We start from the raw sequence: 19,934 nt of genomic DNA, 5'->3' as shown, positions 1-19,934 counted from the left end.
CCCGACGACCGCCTGACACCCCTGCGGCACCACCCCGACCCGCGTGCGCGACGCGGTCGGGTGGTTCCGCGCGCCCCGACCCGGTCGAGACCTGCTAGGAGTCGCTGTGCAGCCGTCGGATGCCATCGCGGTGGTCGGGATGTCGTGCCGCTTCCCCGGCGCGCCGACCACCACCGCGTTCTGGGACCTGCTCGTCGGCGGTGTCGACGCCCTCGGCGCGCCACCGCCCGGCCGGCCGGCGGCGTCGCGCGCCGGCCACCTGACCGACGTCGCCGGGTTCGACGCCGACCTCTTCGGCGTCTCGCCGCGCGAGGCGCGCGAGATGGACCCGCAGCAGCGGCTGCTGCTCGAACTGTGCTGGGAGGCGTTCGAGGACGCCTGGATGGCGCCGGGCTCCGCGCGCGACACCGACACCGGCGTGTTCGTCGGCGTGACGGCCGAGGACTACGCGCTGCTCGCCGCCCGCTCGGGCGCGGCCGTCGGGCTCCACCGGCTCACCGGCACCAACCGGGCGATCACCGCGAACCGGCTGTCGCACTTCTTCGGCCTGACCGGGCCGAGCATGGCCGTGGACACCGGGCAGTCGTCGTCGCTGGTGGCCGTCCACCTGGCGTGCGAGAGCATCCGCTCCGGCGAGTCGTCGGCGGCCGTGGCCGGCGGCGTGCACCTCAACCTGGCCGAGGAGCCCTGGCGGGCGCTGGCGCGCCTGGGCGTGCTCTCGGCGGACGGGCGCTGCCGCACCTTCGACGCCGACGCCGACGGGTTCGCCCGCGGCGAGGGCGGCGGCCTGGTCGTGCTCAAACCGCTCGCGCGGGCCGAGGCCGACGGCGACCGGGTCTACGGCGTGCTGCGCGGCAGCGCCGTCAACAACGACGGGCCGGCGCCGGGGCTGACCCGGCCGAGGCCGGCCGCGCAGGAACGGGTGCTGCGGTCGGCGTGCCGCCGGGCGGGTGTCGCGCCGCACGAGGTCGACTACGTCGAGCTGCACGGCACCGGCACCCCGGCGGGCGACCCGGTGGAGGCCGAGGCGCTGGGCGCGGCCTACGGCGCGCACCGGTCGGACGGCCCGCTGCTGGTCGGGTCGGTCAAGACCAACATCGGCCACCTGGAGGGCGCGGCGGGCATCGCCGGGCTGATCAAGGCGCTGCTCGCGGTGCACCACCGGCGGCTGCCCGCGAGCCTGCACTTCCGGCGGCCCAACCCGCGCATCCGGTTCGACGAGTGGCGGCTGCGCGTCGTCACGGAGACCACCCCGTGGCCCGAGCCGCGCTGCGCCGGCGTGTCCTCCTTCGGCATCGGCGGCACCAACGCGCACGTCGTGCTGGGACCGGCGGCCGGCGACCCGGTGCCGCCGACGCCCGGCGCGCCGACGGTCGGCACGTCGACGGTCGGCGCGCCGACGGCCGGCCATCGCGGCGGACCGGCGGCGTGGGTGCTGTCGGCGCACAGCGAGCGCGCCCTGCTCGACCGCGCGGCCCGGTTGGCCGGGCACCTGCGGGACCGGCCGGCGGCGGACCCCCGCGACGTCGCCCGCTCGCTGGCGCGCACCGGCGCGGGACTGCGGCACCGTGCGGTCGTCGTGGGTTCCGACCGGCACCGGATGGCGGCCGCCGTGGCGGACCTCGCCCAGGGCTCGCCGACCCCGGCCGTGGTGCGCGGCACGGCGCGCGACGACCTGACCGGCGTCGTCTTCGCCTTCCCCGGACAGGGGTCCGCCTGGCCCGGCATGGCGACCGCGCTGCTGGACTCGTCCGAGGCGTTCACCGGAGCCCTGCGGGAGTGCGACGACGCGCTGCGCCCGCTGGTCGGCTGGTCGGCCGAGGACGTGCTGCGCGGCGCCGGGGGTGCGCCGCCGATGGACCTGACCGCGGTCAACCAGCCGGTGACGTGGGCGTTCCTGGTCGCGCTCGCCGCCGTCTGGCGGTCGTTCGGCGTCGAGCCGGCGGCGGTCGTCGGCCAGTCGCAGGGCGAGGTGGCGGCGGCGTGCGTCGCGGGCGCGCTGACCGTCGAGGACGCCGCCGCGCTCATCGTGGCCCGGTCGCGGATCGTGGCGCGGGAGCTGACCGGCCGGGGCGGCATGGTGTGGGTCGGCCTGCCGCCGGACGTCGTGCGCCACCGCGTCGCCCGCTGGCGCGGCAGGCTGTCCGTCGCGGTGGTCCAGGGCCCGGAGTCGGTCGTCGTCTCCGGCGAGTCGGGCGCGCTGGACGAGTTCGTCGCGGACTGCGGGCCGTCGGCGCGGGTGCGCCGGGTGCCCGCCGACTACGCGTCGCACTCCGCCGAGGTGGAGCGGGTCGAGGACGAGCTGACGGCCGCGCTCGCCGGGCTGCGGCCGAGGACGCCGGCGGTGCCGTTCCACTCGACGGTGACCGGCGGCCGGTCGGACGTGCCGCTCGACGCCGCGTACTGGTACCGGAACCTGCGCGAGCCCGTGGACCTGCTCGGCGCGGTCGGCGCGCTGCTCGCGGACGGCCACGCCGCCTTCGTCGAGGTGGGCCCGCACCCGCTGCTGCTCGCCGGCATCCGGGACACCGCGCTCGCCCGCGACACCGCCGTGGTGACCGTGCCGACGCTGCGGCGGGACGAGGGCGGACTGTCGAGGGTGCTGCTGTCGCTGGGCGAACTGCACGCGCACGGCCTGCCGGTCGCGTGGGAGGAGCGGTTCCGGGACGCGAACCTGGTGCCGCTGCCCGGCTACCCGTTCCAGCGCGAGCGGCACTGGATCGGGGACGCCGCGCCCGGTGCGGCGGGGAACGCCGCGTCGGCCGCTGCCGCCGCCGGGGTCGGCGACGCGCGGGCCGGGGCGACCGACCAGGGTGACGCGCCGAGCGACGCGGGCGGGGAGCAGGGCGACGCGCGGGTCGGCGCGGGCGGGGGCTCGGGCGAGGTGCGGGTCGGCGCGGGGGAGGACCAGGGCGGTCCACGCGTCGGCGCGGGCGACCCGCGTGACCGGGGTGGCGTGGCGGCCGGCGTCGACCTGGACGCCGCGCTGCGCCGCGAGGTCGCGGCCGTGCTCGGTGTGCGCGACCCGGCCCGGATCGACCTCGGGACGCCGTTCCGCGACCTCGGTTTCGACTCCTCGATGCTGGTCGAACTGGCCGGCCGGCTGGACTCGGCGGTCGGCGTGCGCCTGACCAGCACCACGCTGTTCAACCACCCCACCCCGGCCCGGCTGGCCGAGCACCTGGCGCGGGGCGCGACCGGCGCGACGCCCGCCCGCCGCGCCGCCGCCGAGGACGACGACCCCGTCGTGATCGTCGGCATCGGCTGCCGCTACCCCGGCGGGATCGACTCGCCCGAGTCCTTCTGGTCGGCGCTGGTCGGCGAGGAGGACCTGATCACGGCGGCCCCGACGGACCGGGGGTGGCCCGCAACCGGGTTCCGGGGCGGTTTCCTCACCGACGCGGCCGGGTTCGACGCGGGGTTCTTCGGCATCTCGCCGCGCGAGGCGCTGGCGATGGACCCGCAGCAGCGCCTGGCCCTGGAGACCTCGTGGGAAGCGCTGGAACGGGCCGGTGTCGACCCGACCTCGTTGCGCGGCACGGACACCGGCGTGTTCCTCGGCCTCATGGCGCAGGACTACGGCGCGCGGATGCACGAGGTCGGCGGCGACAGCGGGGGGTACGTGCTGACCGGAGTCGCGCCGAGCGTCGCCTCCGGCCGGGTGGCGTACGTGCTGGGCGCGCAGGGCCCGGCGGTGACGGTCGACACGGCGTGCTCCTCGTCGTTGGTGGCGCTGCACCTGGCGGCGCAGTCGCTGCGGTCGGGCGAGTGCTCGCTCGCCATCGCCGGCGGTGTCACGGTGCTGGCCAGTCCCGGCATCTTCCTGGAGTTCGCCCGGCAGGGCGGGTTGTCGGCGGACGGCCGCTGCCGGTCCTTCTCCCGTGACGCGGACGGCACGGGCTGGGCGGAGGGCGCCGGCGTGCTGGTGCTGGAGCGGATGTCGGACGCGCGTCGCCGCGGCCGCCGGGTCCTGGCCGTGGTGCGCGGCTCGGCGGTCAACCAGGACGGGGCGTCCAACGGCCTGACCGCCCCGAACGGCCTGGCGCAGGAGCGGGTGATCCGGCAGGCGCTGGCCAACGCCGGGCTGGAACCGTCCGAAGTGGACGCGGTCGAGGCGCACGGCACCGGTACCGCGCTCGGCGACCCCGTCGAGGCCGACGCGCTCCTCGCGGCCTACGGCGCCGGTCGGGACCGGCCGCTGTTCCTGGGCTCGGTGAAGTCGAACCTCGGCCACACGCAGGCGGCCGCCGGCAGCGCGGGCCTGATCAAGCTGGTGCTCGCGATGCGGCACCGGCTCCTGCCGCGCACGCTGCACGTCGACGCGCCGTCCGAAGGCGTCGACTGGGACGCGGGCGACCTCCGGCTGCTCACGGCGGCGGAGCCGTGGGGGCCGCGCGATCGCCCGCTGCGGGCGGGTGTCTCGTCGTTCGGCGTGTCGGGCACCAACGCCCACGTGATCGTCGAATCCGCCCCGGTGGCGCCCCCGGCCCCGGTGCCGCCGCCCGGCGCGGTGGACGTGCCGCCGCACGGCGCGCTGCCGCTGGTCGTGTCGGCCCGCAGCCGTGCCGCCCTGGTCGAGCAGGCGGTGCGGCTGGCCGACCACCTCGACGCGACGGGCGCCGACCACGGGTCCGTCGCCTGGTCGCTGCTGACCACGCGGGCGCTGCGCGGGCACCGGATGGTGGCGCTCGCCGCCGACGCGGCGCAGGCGGCGGCCTCGTTGCGCGCCGCGACCGCGGTGAGCGGCCAAGTCGTCCCGGCGGCGAAGACGGTCTTCGTGTTCCCCGGGCAGGGCGCGCAGTGGGTCGGCATGGGGCGCGAGCTGTGGGAGTCGCGGCCCGTGTTCGCGGCGCGCATGGCCGAGTGCGAGCGGGCGCTGGGGCCCCACGTGGACTTCTCGCTGCGGGACGTGGTCTTCGGGGGCGGGTCGCTGGACCGGGTCGACGTCGTGCAGCCGGTGACGTGGGCCGTGATGGTGTCGCTGGCGGCGCTGTGGCAGTCGCACGGCGTGCGCCCGGACGCCGTGGTCGGCCACTCGCAGGGCGAGATCGCGGCGGCGTGCGTCGCGGGCGCGCTGTCGCTCGCGGACGCGGCGCGGGTCGTCGCGGTGCGCAGCCGGGTGGTCGCGAGCGGGCTCGCCGGGCGCGGTGGCCTGCTGTCGGTGGCCGTGCCCGTCGACGAGGTGCCGGCCGGGGTGGCGGTCGCCGCCGTCAACGGCCCCCGTGCCGTCGTGCTGGCCGGCACCCCCGGTGAACTCGACGGGTGGGAGCGCGACTACCGCGAGCGCGGCGTGCGGGTGCGGCGCATCCCGGTGGACTACGCCTCGCACAGCGCCCAGGTCGACTCGATCCGCGAGCAGGTGCTGACGTCGTTGGCCGGGGTCGGGTCCAGCGCTCCGGAGATCCCTTGGATGTCCACCGTGGACGCCGAGTGGGTCGGCGGTCCGGTGCCGGTCGACTACTGGCAGCGCAACCTGCGCGGCCGGGTGCGGTTCGCGGACGCCGTGACCGCGCTCGCGGCCGATGGGCACGGGCTGTTCGTGGAGGTCAGCCCCCACCCCGTGCTGGCCGACGCGGTGGTGGGCACCGTCGGCGGCGCGGCGGTGTGCGGCTCGCTGCGCCGCGACGACGGCGGGTGGCCGCGCTTCCTGCGCTCGCTCGCCGAGCACTTCGTGCGCGGTGGCCGGGTCGACTGGACGACGGTGGTGCCCGCCGCGCCGACCACCCCGCTGCCGACGTCCGTGTTCGAGCGCCGCCGGTACTGGCTCGCGCCGAGCGGCACGGTCCCGTCGACCGACGCCGCCGACGTGCCGACCGCCGGTGCCGGTCCGACCGGTGAGGCGGGTCCGACCGGTGAGGCGGGTCCGATCGGTGGGGCGGGTTCGGTCGGGCTCGCCGCTGTCGACGGGCTCGTCGGGTCCACCGACCTGGCGGGGCTCCTCGACCTGGTCCGCGCCCACGCGGCGGCCGTGCTCGGCGATCCCGACGGCGTCGCGCCCGACCAGGCGTTCCGCGAGGCCGGGTTCGACTCGCTGACCTCCGTCGACCTCCGCACCCGCCTCAACGCCGCCACGGGCCTGGCCCTGCCGCCGACCGTGGCGTTCGACTTCCCGAACCCGCGCCGGCTCGCCGAGCACCTCCGCGACCGCCTGGCGGGTGGCGCGGAACAGCACGCCGCCACCGCGACCACGCCGGACGACGACCCGATCGCGATCGTGGGCGCGGCGGTGCGGCTGCCGGGCGGCGTCACGACACCGGAGGAGTTCTGGCGGCTGCTCGCCGACGGCGTGGACGCGGTGTCGGACTTCCCGACCGACCGGGGCTGGGACCTGGCGGCGCTGTACGACCCGGACCCGGACTCCGTGGGCACCTCCTACGCGCGGCGCGGCGGTTTCCTGGAGGACGCCGGGGCGTTCGACGCGGGGTTCTTCGGCATCTCGCGGCGCGAGGCGTTGGCGATGGACCCGCAGCAGCGGTTGTTGCTGGAGGCGTCGTGGGAGGCGGTGGAGGACGCCGGCATCGACCCGACCTCGTTGCGGGACAGCCGGACCGGCGTGTTCATCGGCGCGACGCCGCAACCGTACGGCCCGAGCCCGACCTCGCCCGGCGGCGCGGAGGGCTACCTGCTCACCGGCGGTCTGCCCGCCGTGCTGTCCGGCCGGGTGGCGTACGTGTTGGGTGCGCAGGGTCCGGCGGTGACGGTGGACACGGCGTGCTCCTCGTCGTTGGTCGCGTTGCACCTGGCGGCGCAGTCGCTGAGGTCGGGCGAGTGCTCGATGGCGGTCGCCGGTGGCGTGACGGTCATGGCCGGCCCGGACGTGTTCGTGGAGTTCTCCCGGCAGCGCGGGTTGGCAGCGGATGGTCGCTGCAAGTCGTTCTCCGCGTCCGCCGATGGCACCGGGTGGTCCGAGGGTGTCGGTGTGGTCGTGCTGCAACGGTTGTCGGATGCGGTGCGGGAGGGTCGTGAGGTCCTTGCGGTGGTTCGTGGTTCGGCGGTGAACCAGGACGGTGCGTCGAACGGGTTGACCGCTCCGAACGGTCCGGCGCAGGAGAAGGTGATCCGTCAGGCGCTGGCGAACGCGGGTCTACGTCCGTCCGATGTGGACGCTGTTGAGGCGCACGGCACCGGGACGGTGCTGGGTGACCCGATCGAGGCGCAGGCGATCCTGGCGACTTACGGTCAGGAGCGGGATCGGCCACTGTGGTTGGGTTCGGTGAAGTCGAATATCGGTCACGCGCAGGCGGCGGCCGGTGTGGTCGGTGTGATCAAGATGGTGTTGGCGTTGCGGCATGGTGTGTTGCCGCGGACGTTGCACGTCGATCGGCCGTCGGACAAGGTGGACTGGTCGTCCGGCGCGGTCGAACTCCTGACCGAGCCGGTGGTGTGGGAGGAGGGCGGGCGTCCGCGTCGGGCGGGTGTGTCGTCGTTCGGCGTGTCCGGCACCAACGCGCACGTGGTGCTGGAACAACCACCGACCCGGCCCGAGCCCGAGCCCGAGCCGCAGACCGTCCCCGGAACGGACCTCGTCCCCGTGGTCGTGTCCGGCCGGTCCGGGACGGCCCTGCGGGCACAGGCCGCCGCCCTCGCGACGCACCTGGAGCGCCCCGACTCCGACCTGGCCGCGGTGGCGGGTTCGGTCGTCGCCACGCGGGCGACGTGGGAGCACCGCGCGGTCGTCCTGGCCGGCAGCGGCGTGGAGGCGGTCGCCGGTCTGCGCGACCTCGACGGGGACCACGTGGTCACCGGGAGGGCGGAGCACGGCGGTGTCGGGTTCGTCTTCCCCGGCCAAGGCGCCCAGCACGCCGGCATGGGGCGCGAACTCCACGAGCGGTTCCCCGTGTTCCGGGCCGCGTTCGACGCGGTGTGCGCCGAGTTGGACCGGCACCTGGACTTCTCGGTGCGGGACGCGGTGTTCGGCGACGGCGCGCTGCTCGACGGCACCGCGTACGCCCAGACCGGGCTGTTCGCCGTCGAGGTCGCGATGGCGGAACTGGTGGTGTCGTGGGGGGTCCGGCCGCGCGTGCTGGCCGGCCACTCCCTGGGCGAGCTGACCGCCGCCCTGGTCGCGGGCGTCTGGTCGCTGCCCGACGCCGCCCGGCTGGTCGCCGCCCGCGCCCGGCTGATGCAGGAGCTGCCGCCGGGCGGCGTGATGGTGTCCGTGCCCGTCGGCGAACAGGACGTGCCCGTGTCGCACGGCGTGTCGATCGCCGCCGTGAACGGGCCGGACTCGGTGGTGCTGTCCGGCGAGCGGGACGCGGTCGCGCGGGTCGTGCGGGCGCTCGACGTGCCGGGCCGGGAACTGCGCGTCAGCCACGCCTTCCACTCGGCGCTGGTGGAACCGGTGCTCGACCGGTTCGGCGCGGTCGCGGCCGGGCTGGCGTACCGCGCGCCGACGATCCCGCTGGTGTCGTCGGTGACCGGCCGGGAACTCACCGCCGAGGAGGCCCGCTCGCCGCGCTACTGGGTGGACCAGGTGCGGCGCACGGTGCGGTTCGCGGACGCGGTGGCCGCGCTGACCGGCGACCGGGCGCGCCCGGTGTCGACCGTGCTGGAGGTCGGGCCGGGCGGCACGCTCGCCGGGCTGCTGCCCGACGTCGTCGCCGTGCCCCTCACCCGGCGCGACCGGCCCGAGGCGCGCACGGCCCTCACCGCCGCCGCGACCCTGTTCGTCCGGGGGCACGACGTCGACTGGCGGGCCGTGCTGCCGCCGAAACCCGCGGTGCCGGTGCCGAAGACGGTGTTCGAGCGGCGGCGCTACTGGCTGACCGGCCGCCGCGCCGACCGGGGCCTCGCGCACCCCGTCCTCGACACCGTCGTGGAACGGCCCGACTCCGCCGAGGTCGTGCTCGTCGGCAGGACCGACGCCGACCGGCCGACGTCCGACAGCACCCTGGTCGAACTGGTGGCGCAGGCCGCGCGCCGGGCCGGCCGTCCGGTGGTGGAGCGGCTGGTGGTGGAGTCGCCGCTGACCGCCGCGGCCGAGGTCCAGGTCGCGGTCGACGCCGAGCGCCGCACGGTCCGCGTCCACTCGCGCGGCACGACGTGGACGCGGCACGCGACCGCGACACTGGCCGACGCCGACGCCGACGCCGACGACCGGTCCGAGCCGGAGAGGCCGTTGACGCCGTGGCCGCCGGACGACGCCGAGCCGGTGGACGACGTCCCGGCCGGTGTGCTCCGGGCCTGGCGTCGCGGTGACCGGGTGTTCGCGGAGCTGGCCGACGGCGACCCCGGCGGCCGGGTGGTCGACCCGGCGCTGCTGGACGCCGTGCTCGGGCTGGCCGACACCGCCGCGTGGTCGTCCGAGTGGCACCGGGTCGAGGTCCACCCCGGTGGTGGGGCGGCCGTGCGCGCCGCCGTCACCACCGGGCCCGACGGCGCGTCGATCACGCTGGCCGACCACGCCGGGCAGCCCGTGCTGAGCGTCGGCGCGGTGCGGGGCGGGCAGCACCCGACCGTGCCGGTGTACGCGGTGCACTGGGTGCCGGCGGGTGGACCCGCGAGCGGGCCGCCGGTCGACCGCGCCGCCGTGGGCGGGCCGCCGGCCGACGGGCGCGACCCGGCCTGGCGGGTGCTGCGGGTGCCGACCGGCGACGTCCGCGCGGTCGTCTCCGGGGTGCTCGCCGAGGTGCGGGACTTCGTCGGCGCGGCGGGCCCGCGACACGCTCGCCTCGTGGTCGTCACGCGAGGCGCGGACACCGATCCCGTCGCCGCCGCCGTGTGGGGCCTGGTGCGCAGCGCTCAGACGGAACACCCGGACCGCCTCGTCCTCGTCGACGTCGAGCCCGGCACAGAGTCCGACACAGAGTCCGGCGCAGTGTTCGACACAGCGCCCGACACAGCGTTCGAGACAGCGCCCGACACAGCGCCCGACGCCGGCCTGTCCGCGCTGAGGCGGGCCGCTCCCACCGAGGACCAGTTCCGCCTGCGCGGCGGCGAGGTGCAGGTGCCACGGCTGCGCGAGGTGGTCGTCGACGGCACCCCGCCGTGGCGGCCGGGTTCCACGGTGCTGATCACCGGCGGCACCGGCACCCTCGGCGCGCTGGTGGCGCGGCACCTCGTGGTCGAGCACGGGGTGGGTCACGTCGTGCTCGCGTCCCGGCGCGGCGAGGACGCCGCGCTGCGCGCCGACCTCACCGCCGCCGGCGCGACCGTGACGATGGTGCCCTGCGACGTCGCCGACCGCGACCAGGTGCGGGACCTGCTGCGGGTCGCGCCGATCACGGCGGTCGTGCACACGGCCGGCGTCACCGCGGACGGCACGGTCGCCTCGCTCGACGACGCCGCGTTCGACGCGGTGTTCCGGCCCAAGGTCGACGCCGCCACCCACCTCGACGAGCTGACGCGGGACCTCGACCTGGACGCGTTCGTGCTGTTCTCCTCGGCGGCCGGAGTGCTCGGCGCGGCGGGGCAGGCCAACTACGCCGCGGCCAACGCGTACCTGGACGCCCTGGCCGTGCGACGCCGTGCGGCCGGCTTCCCGGCGGTGTCGCTGGCGTGGGGGCACTGGGCCCCGGCCGGCGGGATGACCGGCCGGCTCGGCGCGGTCGACACCGGGCGCCTGGAACGCCTCGGCGTGGCGCGGATGGCCGCCGAGCAGGGCCTGCGCCTGCTCGACCGCGTCACCGCCGCCGACCGCGCCGACCTCGTGCCCCTGCGGCCGGCGATGGCGGCGCTGCGGGCACAGGCGCGGGCCGGGGCGCTGCCGGCCGTCCTGCGCGACCTCGTGCCGGCGCGGTCGCGGGACGGCGGCGACGCGGTCGGGCGCGACCTGCCCTCGCTGCTGCGGACCGTCCGCGCGGCAGCGGCGGCGGTGTTGGCGACCGACACCGTGGACGAGGCGAAAGCCTTCCGGGACGCGGGTTTCGACTCGTTGACCGCGATCGAGCTGCGCAACCGGCTCGCCTCGGCGACCGGTCTCGCGCTGCCCGCCACCGTGGTCTTCGACCACCCGAACCCGACGGCGCTGGCCGAGCACCTGCACGGCCTGCTCAGCGGCTCGACCACGACCACGGAGCCCGTCGCCAAGTCCGCTGTGGAGGGTGACGACCCGATCGTCGTGATGGGCATGGCGGTTCGGCTGCCGGGCGGCGTGTCCAACCCGGAGGGGTACTGGCGGCTGCTGGCCGACGGCGTGGACGCGGTGTCGGAGTTCCCGACCGATCGCGGGTGGGACCTGGAGGGGCTCTACGACCCGTCACCGGAGTCGGTGGGCACCTCCTACACCCGGCACGGTGGATTCCTGTCCGACGCGGGCATGTTCGACGCGGACCTGTTCGGGATCTCGCCGCGCGAGGCGCTGGCGATGGACCCGCAGCAGCGGTTGGTGCTGGAGGCGTCGTGGGAGGCGCTGGAGCGCGCCGGGGTCGACCCGACGGGGTTGCGCGGCCGGGACGTCGGCGTGTTCCTCGGTGCTTCCGCCCAGTCCTACGGGCTCGCGGCGGGCGTCCGGTCCGACGGGTACCTGCTGCTGGGCAATGCGTCGAGCGTGTTGTCCGGTCGGGTGTCCTACGTGCTCGGCGTGCAGGGTCCGGCGGTGACGGTGGACACGGCGTGCTCGTCGTCGTTGGTGGCGCTGCACTTGGCGGCGCAGTCGCTGCGCTCGGGCGAGTGCTCGATGGCGGTCGCCGGCGGGGTGACCGTGATGGCGGAACCCGACGTGTTCGTGGAGTTCTCCCGGCAGCGCGGCCTGTCCCCGGACGGGCGGTGCAAGCCGTTCTCCCAGGCCGCCGACGGCACCGCCTGGGCGGAGGGCGTGGGCGTCCTCGTCGTGCAGCGGTTGTCGGACGCGGTGCGGGAGGGTCGTGAAGTCCTTGCGGTGGTTCGTGGTTCGGCGGTGAACCAGGACGGTGCGTCGAACGGCTTGACCGCGCCGAACGGTCCGGCGCAGGTCAAGGTGATCCGCCAGGCGTTGGCCAATGCGGGGCTCGGACCGTCCGATGTGGACGCCGTGGAAGCGCACGGCACCGGCACGACGCTGGGTGACCCGATCGAAGCGCAGGCGATCCTGGCGACCTACGGGCAGGAGCGGGATCGGCCACTGTGGTTGGGTTCGGTGAAGTCGAACGTCGGCCACGCGCAGGCGGCGGCCGGTGTGGTCGGTGTGATCAAGATGGTATTGGCGTTGCGGCACGGTGTGTTGCCGCGGACGTTGCACGTCGATCGGCCGACGGACAAGGTCGACTGGTCGTCCGGCGCGGTCGAGCTGCTCTCCGAGCCCGTGCCGTGGGAGGAGAACGGCCACCCGCGCCGGGCCGGCGTGTCGTCGTTCGGCGTGTCCGGCACCAACGCGCACGTCATCCTCGAACAACCACCCGCACGTGCGGAAGCGGCCCGCACGGGGACCGACATCCCGCCGCTGGTCCTCTCGGCACGCGGCGCGGCCGGGCTCGCCGCCCGCGCGGCGGCGATCGCCGACCACCTGGACGACCCGGCCGGGGTCGCGCGCAGCCTCGTGGTCGCACGTCCCCGGTGGTCGGAGCGGGCGGTCGTGTTCACGCCCGAGGCGTTGCGCGACCTCGCCGCCGGGCGGTCGACGCCCGACGTGATCAGCGGATCGGCCACCGGCACCCGCAAGCAGGTCCTGGTGTTTCCGGGTCAGGGTGCGCAGTGGGTGGGGATGGGTCGGGAGTTGTGGGGGTCGCATCCGGTGTTCGCGGCGCGGATGGAGGAGTGCGATCGCGCGCTTGGGCCTTTTGTGGGTTGGTCGTTGCGTGAGGTGGTGTTCGAGGGTTGGTCGTTGGGCCGGGTTGATGTGGTGCAGCCGGTGTCGTTCGCGGTGATGGTGTCGTTGGCTGCGTTGTGGGAGTGGTGTGGTTTTCGTCCGGATGCGGTGGTGGGGCATTCGCAGGGTGAGATCGCGGCGGCGTGTGTGGCGGGTGTGTTGTCGTTGGAGGATGCGGCGCGGGTTGTGGCGGTGCGCAGTTCGGTGATCGGGTCGGGTCTTGCCGGTCGGGGTGGGATGTTGTCGCTGGGGGTGTCGCCGGAGGAGGCCCCGGAGGGGGTGGAGGTGGCGGCGGTCAACGGCCCCCGCTCGATCGTCGTGGCCGGCGTGCCCGACGTGCTCGACGCGGTGGAGGAGCGCTACCGCGACCTCGGCGTGCGGGTGAGGCGGATCCCGGTGGACTACGCCTCGCACACCGCGCAGGTGGACTCCGTCGCCGAGGACATCCTCGCCCGGCTCGACGGGATCGGGTCGCGTGAACCCGAGATCCCCTGGATGTCCACTGTGGACAACAAGTGGATGGGCAAGGTCGACGCGGCGTACTGGGTGCGCAACCTCCGCGAGCCGGTGCGGTTCGCGGAGGCCGTCGCCGGGCTCGGCGACGAGGGCTGTGACCTCTTCGTGGAGTGCGGCCCGCACCCGGTGCTGACGGCCGCGATCGCCGACACCCTCCCGGACGCCGCCGTGGTCGGCTCGCTGCGCCGCGACGACGGCGGGTGGGACCGGTTCACCCGCTCGCTGGCCGAGGTCTTCGTGCGCGGCGGCGGCGTCGACTGGCGCGGCGTCGTGCCCGAGGCGCCGCTCGCGCCGGTGCCGACCACGGAGTTCCACCGCGAGCGCTACTGGCTCACCGCCGACCGGCCGGTCGGCGGCGTGGCGGGCGTCGGGCAGGAGCCGGTGCCGCACCCCGTGCTCGGGGCGGCCGTGGAGAACCCGGAAACGGGCGGCGTCCTGCTCACCGGCGTGTTCTCGGGCCGCCGCCAGCCGTGGCTGGCCGACCACGTCGTCGGCGGCGCGGTCGTCGTGCCCGGCGCGGCGCTGGTGGAACTCGTGGTGCAGGCCGGTGACCGGGTCGGCTGCCCGGTCGTGGACGAGCTGGTGATCGCCGAGCCGCTGGTGCTCGGGCCGACCGAGGACGTCGCCGTGCAGGTCTCGGTGGGCGCGGCCGACGACGACGGGCGGCGACCGGTGAGCGTGCACGGCAGGTCGGGCACCGGGCGGTGGACCAGGCACGCGACCGGCGCGCTCGTCGAGCGCGCCGACCACCCGGCGAACGGCCTCGACTGGCCGCCTGCCGGCGCGGAGCCGGTGACCGACTTCTACGCGGCGCTCGCCGACGCGGGGTACGGGTACGGCCCGGCGTTCCGGGGCGTGCGGGCGCTCCTGCGGCGCGGTGCGGAGCTGTTCGCCGAGGTCGCCCTGCCGGAAGGCGTCGACGCCGACGGGTTCGCCGTCCACCCCGCGCTGCTCGACGCGGTGGTGCACCCGACCGCGCTGCTGGCCGCACCGCGCGACGACGGCCGGATCGAGCTGCCCTTCGCGTGGCAGCGGCTCTCGGTGCACGCCACGGGCGCCACCGAGCTGCGGGTGCGCATCGGCCCCGGAGCGGAGGTGACGGCCGTGGACCCCGCCGGCGCGCCCGTGCTGGCGCTCGGCGCGCTCACGAGCCGGCCGGTGCGCGCCGAGGAGCTGCGGCCCGCCGCCGACGACCTGTTCCGCGTCGACTGGACACCCCTACCGCCGACCGTTCCCGAGGCCGGGCCGGGGTGGGTGGTGGTGCGCGTCGACGGCGGCACCGGGTCCGACGCGGAGCGGGCACGGCGCGCGGTGACGGCGGCGCTCGACGCGGTGCGGGAGTCCGGGACCGAGCGCCTGGTGGTGGTCACCACCCGCGCCGTGGACCCGACCGGCGCGGGCGGCGTGGACCCGGCGGCGGCAGCGGTCTGGGGCCTGGTGCGCGCCGCGCAGGTCGAGCACCCGGACCGGCTGCTGCTCGTGGACGACGACGGCACGGCCGACCCGGCCGCGATCGCGGAGGCCGCGGCGGCGGACGGCGAGTGGCAGGTCGCGGTGCGCGACGGCCGGTGCTGGGCGCCCAGGCTGCGCCGGATCACCGGGCAGGCCGGCGGGGCGGGCGTCGCGCCTGCCGCCGACGACACCGTGCTGATCACCGGCGGCACCGGGACGCTGGGCGCGCTGGTCGCCCGTCACCTCGTCGCCGAGCACGGCGTGCGCCGCCTCGTGCTGGCCTCGCGGCAGGGCGGCGAGGCGCCCGGCGCGGACCGGCTGCGAGCCGAACTCGACGCGCACGTGGACGTCGTGGCGTGTGACGTCACCGACGGCGACCAGGTCCGCGCCCTGCTGGCGGCGACCTCGCCGCGACTCGTCGTGCACGCGGCGGGCGTGCTCGACGACGGTGTGGTCACCTCGCTGGACGCCACCAGGCTCGACGGCGTGTTCGGCCCGAAGGTCGACGCCTTCCGGCACCTGGACGAGGCGACCCGCGACCTCGGCGCGGCGCTGGTCGTCTTCTCCTCGGCGGCCGGCGTGCTCGGCAACGCCGGGCAGGCCAACTACGCGGCGGCGAACGCGTTCCTGGACGCGGCGATGGCGCGCCGCGGGGCGGCCGGCCACGCCGGGGCGTCGCTGGCGTGGGGCCTGTGGGCGCGGCCGAGCGGGATGACCGGCCACCTGGGCGACGGGGACACGGGCCGCATGGCGCGGGCCGGTGTGGCGGCGATCGACGCGGAGCGCGGGATGCGGATGTTCGACGCCGCCCTGGCGTGCGGCGAGCCGGTCGTGGTGCCGTTGCTGCCGGACCTGGCCGCACTGCGGGCGGCGGCCCGCACCGACCGCCTGCCGGCGCTGTGGCGCGACGTGGTGGGCGTGGTGCGCAGGGCGGCGGCGTCGCGCACCGCCGCCCTGCGCGCCGACCTGGCCGACCTGGACGCCGCGCGGCGGTTGGCGGCGCTGACCGACCTGGTGCGGCGGGAGGCGGCGGTGGTGCTGAACCGGACGGGCGTCGGCGGGATCGGGCCGCTCACCGCGTTCCGGGACGTCGGGTTCGACTCGCTGACGGCGGTCGAGCTGCGCAACCGGCTCGGCGCGGCGACCGGCGTGCGGCTGCCGGTGACCGTGGTCTTCGACCACCCGAACCCGGCGGTGCTCGGCGAACGGCTGCACGAGGGCATGTTCGGCCGCGACGAACCCGTCCGCGAACCGGCGGCCGGGCCCGACGACGAGGTGGCGCTCATCGGCGAGTTGGACGCCGAGGGCCTGATCAGGCGAGCACTGGGGGAGTCGTGATGGGCGGGGGCACGCCGGTGGGTGGGCAGGACGAGCGGTTGGTGCGGGCGCTGCGCGCGGCGCTCCAGGAGGCCGAGCGGCTGAAGCGGGAGAACGCGCGGCTGGCCGCCCGTGCCGGGGAACCCGTCGCCGTCGTCGGCATGGGCCTCCGGCTGCCGGGCGGTGTGTCCTCGCCGGAAGCGTTCTGGGAGCTGCTGTCCGAGGGGCGGGACACCGTCTCCGACTTCCCGGCGGACCGCGGCTGGGACCTGGAGGGCCTGTACGACCCCGATCCGCACTCGGTGGGCACGTCCTACACCCGGCGCGGGAGCTTCCTGGACGACGCCGGGGCGTTCGACGCGGGGTTCTTCGGGATCTCGCCGCGTGAGGCGTTGGCGATGGACCCGCAGCAGCGGTTGTTGCTGGAGACGTCGTGGGAGGCGTTGGAGCGGGCCGGTGTCGACCCGACGTCGTTGCGCGGCAAGGACGTCGGCGTGTTCACGGGCCTGATGTACCACGACTACGCGGAGGGCCCGCAGCCGGAGGAACTGGAAGGGTTCCTCGGCACCGGCAACGCCGGCAGTGTCGCCGCCGGTCGGGTGGCGTACGTGTTGGGCGCGCAGGGTCCGGCGGTGACGGTGGACACGGCGTGTTCGTCGTCGTTGGTGGCGTTGCACCTGGCGGCGCAGTCTTTGCGGTCCGGGGAGTGTTCGCTCGCCCTGGCGGGCGGGGCCACCGTGCTGGCCTCGCCGGCGGTGTTCGTGGAGTTCTCGCGGCAGCGCGGGTTGTCGGTGGACGGCCGGTGCAAGTCGTTCTCCGCGTCCGCTGACGGCACCGGGTGGTCCGAGGGTGTCGGTGTCGTCGTGCTGCAACGCCTGTCGGACGCCGTGCGGGAAGGCCGGGAAATCCTCGCGGTGATCCGCGGTTCGGCGGTGAACCAGGACGGCGCGTCGAACGGGTTGACCGCGCCGAACGGTCCGGCGCAGGAGAAGGTGATCCGCCAGGCGCTGGCGAACGTGGGATTGAACTCGTCCGATGTGGACGCTGTGGAGGCGCACGGGACCGGCACGACGCTGGGTGACCCGATCGAGGCCAATGCGCTGCTCGCCGCCTACGGTCAGGAGCGGGACCGCCCGTTGTGGTTGGGTTCGGTGAAGTCGAACGTCGGCCACACGCAGGCTGCGGCCGGTGTGGTCGGTGTGATCAAAATGGTGTTGGCGATGCGGCACGGCGTGTTGCCGCGCACCCTGCACGTCGATCGGCCGACGGACAAGGTCGACTGGTCGTCCGGCGCGGTCGAACTCCTGACCGAGCCGGTGGTGTGGGAGGAGGGCGGGCGTCCGCGCCGGGCCGGTGTGTCGTCCTTCGGCGTGTCCGGCACCAACGCGCACCTGATCGTCGAGGAAGCCCCCGCCGCCGAGCCGCGTGAGGTGGTCGAGCACGACGATGTCGTGCCGCTGGTCGTGTCGGCGCGGACCGCGTCCGGCGTGGTGGCGCAGGCGGCGCGGCTGGCGGACCACCTCGACGCCACGCGGGCGGACCTGACCGCAGTGGCGCGTTCCCTGCTGTCCACGCGAGCGTTGTGGGAGCACCGCGTGGTGCTGTTCGCGCGGGAGCACGCGGAAGCCGTGGCGGCGCTGCGGTCGCTCACCGCGCCGGTCAAGGCGGGCAGCGGGAAGTCGGTGCTGGTGTTCCCCGGCCAGGGCGCGCAGTGGGTGGGCATGGGTCGCGAGCTGTGGGAGTCGCACCCGGTGTTCGCCGCGCGGATGGAGGAATGCGGACGAGCGCTGGAACCCTTCGTGGACTGGTCGCTGCGCGCCGTCGTGTTCGACGGGTCGCCCCTGGACCGGGTCGACGTCGTCCAGCCGGTGTCGTTCGCGGTGATGGTGTCGCTGGCCGCGCTGTGGGAGTCGTGCGGTTTCCGCGCGGACGCGGTGGTCGGCCACTCCCAGGGCGAGATCGCCGCCGCCTGCGTCGCCGGCGCGCTGTCGCTCGGTGACGCGGCGCGGCTGGTCGCCCTGCGCAGCCAGGCGATCGCCACCGGTCTCACGCGACGCGGCGGGATGCTGTCCGTCGCGATCCCCCCGGAGCAGGCGCCGGACGGCGTCGAGGTCGCGGCGGTCAACGGACCCCGGTCGATCGTCCTGGCCGGTGACGCGGATGTGTTGGCGGAGTGGGAGGCCCGGTACGAGGCCGAGGGCGTCCGGGCACGGCGCGTCGCCGTGGACTACGCGTCGCACACCGCACACGTGGACGCGATCGCGGACGACGTCGTCGCGGCGGCGGCCGGTGTCGTGCCGCGCAAACCGGAGATCCCCTGGTACTCGACCGTCGACGACGCCTGGGTGAGCGGCGCTCTCGACACCGGCTACTGGTTCCGGAACCTGCGCGGGCGCGTGCGGTTCGCCGACGCCGTGCGCGCGCTGGCCGACGACGGTTTCGACCTGTTCGTGGAGTGCGGCGCGCACCCGGTGCTGCACGCGGCCATCCGCGAGAGCGTGGACGAGGCCGGGCACCCCGAGGCCGCCGTGCTCGGCACGATCCGCCGCGACGACGCGGGCCCGGCCCGGTTCCGGCGGTCCCTCGCCGACGTCTTCGCGCACGGCGGCGCGGTCGACTGGACGACCGGGCTGCCCGACGCCGCGCCCGTGCCGCTGCCGACGACCGCGTTCGAGCACCGGCACTACTGGCTGCGCCCCGGTCGGCCCGCCGCGACGCGCGACGCGGGGCCGTGGCGGTACGAGATCGACTGGGAACGCCTCGTCCTGCCCGAACGGGCGGCCGGCGGGCGGTGGCTGCTGGTCGCGGACGACGGCGACCTGCTCGCGGGCCTCCGGGCGGCCGGGTTGCGGGTCGACGCCGACGCCGACCCGGCGGACGTCGACGGCGTCCTGATCGCGTCCGGCCGCGTCGAGCACGTGTTGACGACCGCGCAGGCCGTGCTGCGTGCCGGTGGTGCCGCACGGGTGTGGGTGGTGACGCGCGGCGCGGTGTCCACCGGGCCGTTCGACGCGCCGCACGACCCGGCGGCGGCGCAGGTGTGGGGCTTCGGGCGCGTGGCCGCCCTGGAGCACCCGCGACGGTGGGGCGGGCTGCTCGACCTGCCGGCGACCCCGGACGACGCCGCCGTGGCGCGGCTGGTCGCGGCGCTGGGCGGCACCGAGGACCAGGTGGCGATCCGCGCCGGCGGGGCGTTCGGCCGCCGGCTGACGCCCGCGCCGGCACGTGCGGCCGGACCCGGGTGGACGCCGCGCGGGACGGTCCTCGTCACCGGCGGCACCGGCGCGCTGGGCGGGCACGTCGCGCGGTGGGCGGCGGAGCGCGGCGCGGAGCACGTGGTGCTGCTCAGCCGCCGCGGCGCGGTCGACGGGCCACCCGACCTCGGCGTCCGGGTGACCGTCGTCGAGTGCGACGTGAGCGATCGGGCCGCCGTGGCGGCCGTGGTCGACCGGTACCCGCCGGACGCCGTGGTGCACGCGGCCGGTGTCGCCGGCGACCTCGTCGCCGTGGTCGACCACGACGAGCGCTCGTTCGCGGAGGTGACGGCGGGCAAGGCGGCCGGCGCGGCGGTGCTCGACGAGGTGCTCGGCGACCGGCCGCTGGACGCGTTCGTGCTGTTCTCCTCGATCGCGGGCGTCTGGGGCTCCACCCGGCAGAGCGCGTACGCGGCGGCCAACGCCCACCTCGACGCGCTCGCGGAGCACCGCCGGTCGCGCGGGCTCGCGGCGACCTCGATCGCCTGGGGCGCCTGGGCGGGCGGCGGCATGGCCGAGGACGGCGACGCGGCGGAGCAGCTGCGCCGCCGGGCGATCCTGCCCATGTCCCCGGAGCGGGCGCTCGCCGAGCTGGACGACGTGCTGCGCGGTGGGCGGCCCACGGCCGTGGTCGCGCGGGTGGACTGGCCGCGGTTCACCGAGATGTTCAC

General features: G+C 76.2%; 2 protein-coding genes (1 of these 2 cut by a window edge). Both read left to right on the top strand.

All coding sequences use genetic code 11. From position 1 onward, the window contains the following. Positions 1 to 106: 106 nt before the first annotated feature. Complete coding sequence (locus tag C8E97_RS35440; protein WP_211347090.1) at positions 107 to 16,030, top strand: type I polyketide synthase; 15,924 nt, start codon at positions 107 to 109, stop codon at positions 16,028 to 16,030. Then, positions 16,030 to 19,934: the beginning of a type I polyketide synthase gene (locus C8E97_RS36150; protein WP_246019026.1), read on the top strand. Its footprint extends 15,373 nt past the window's final position; only the first 3,905 of its 19,278 coding nucleotides appear in the window; the start codon lies at positions 16,030 to 16,032; its stop codon lies off the right edge, out of view. The genes C8E97_RS35440 and C8E97_RS36150 overlap by 1 nt, the downstream gene beginning before the upstream one ends.

Origin of the sequence: Saccharothrix australiensis, assembly GCF_003634935.1 — a bacterium.
Classification (GTDB): Bacteria; Actinomycetota; Actinomycetes; order Mycobacteriales; family Pseudonocardiaceae; genus Actinosynnema; species Actinosynnema australiense.
This window is presented reverse-complemented; position numbering and strand designations above follow the sequence as displayed.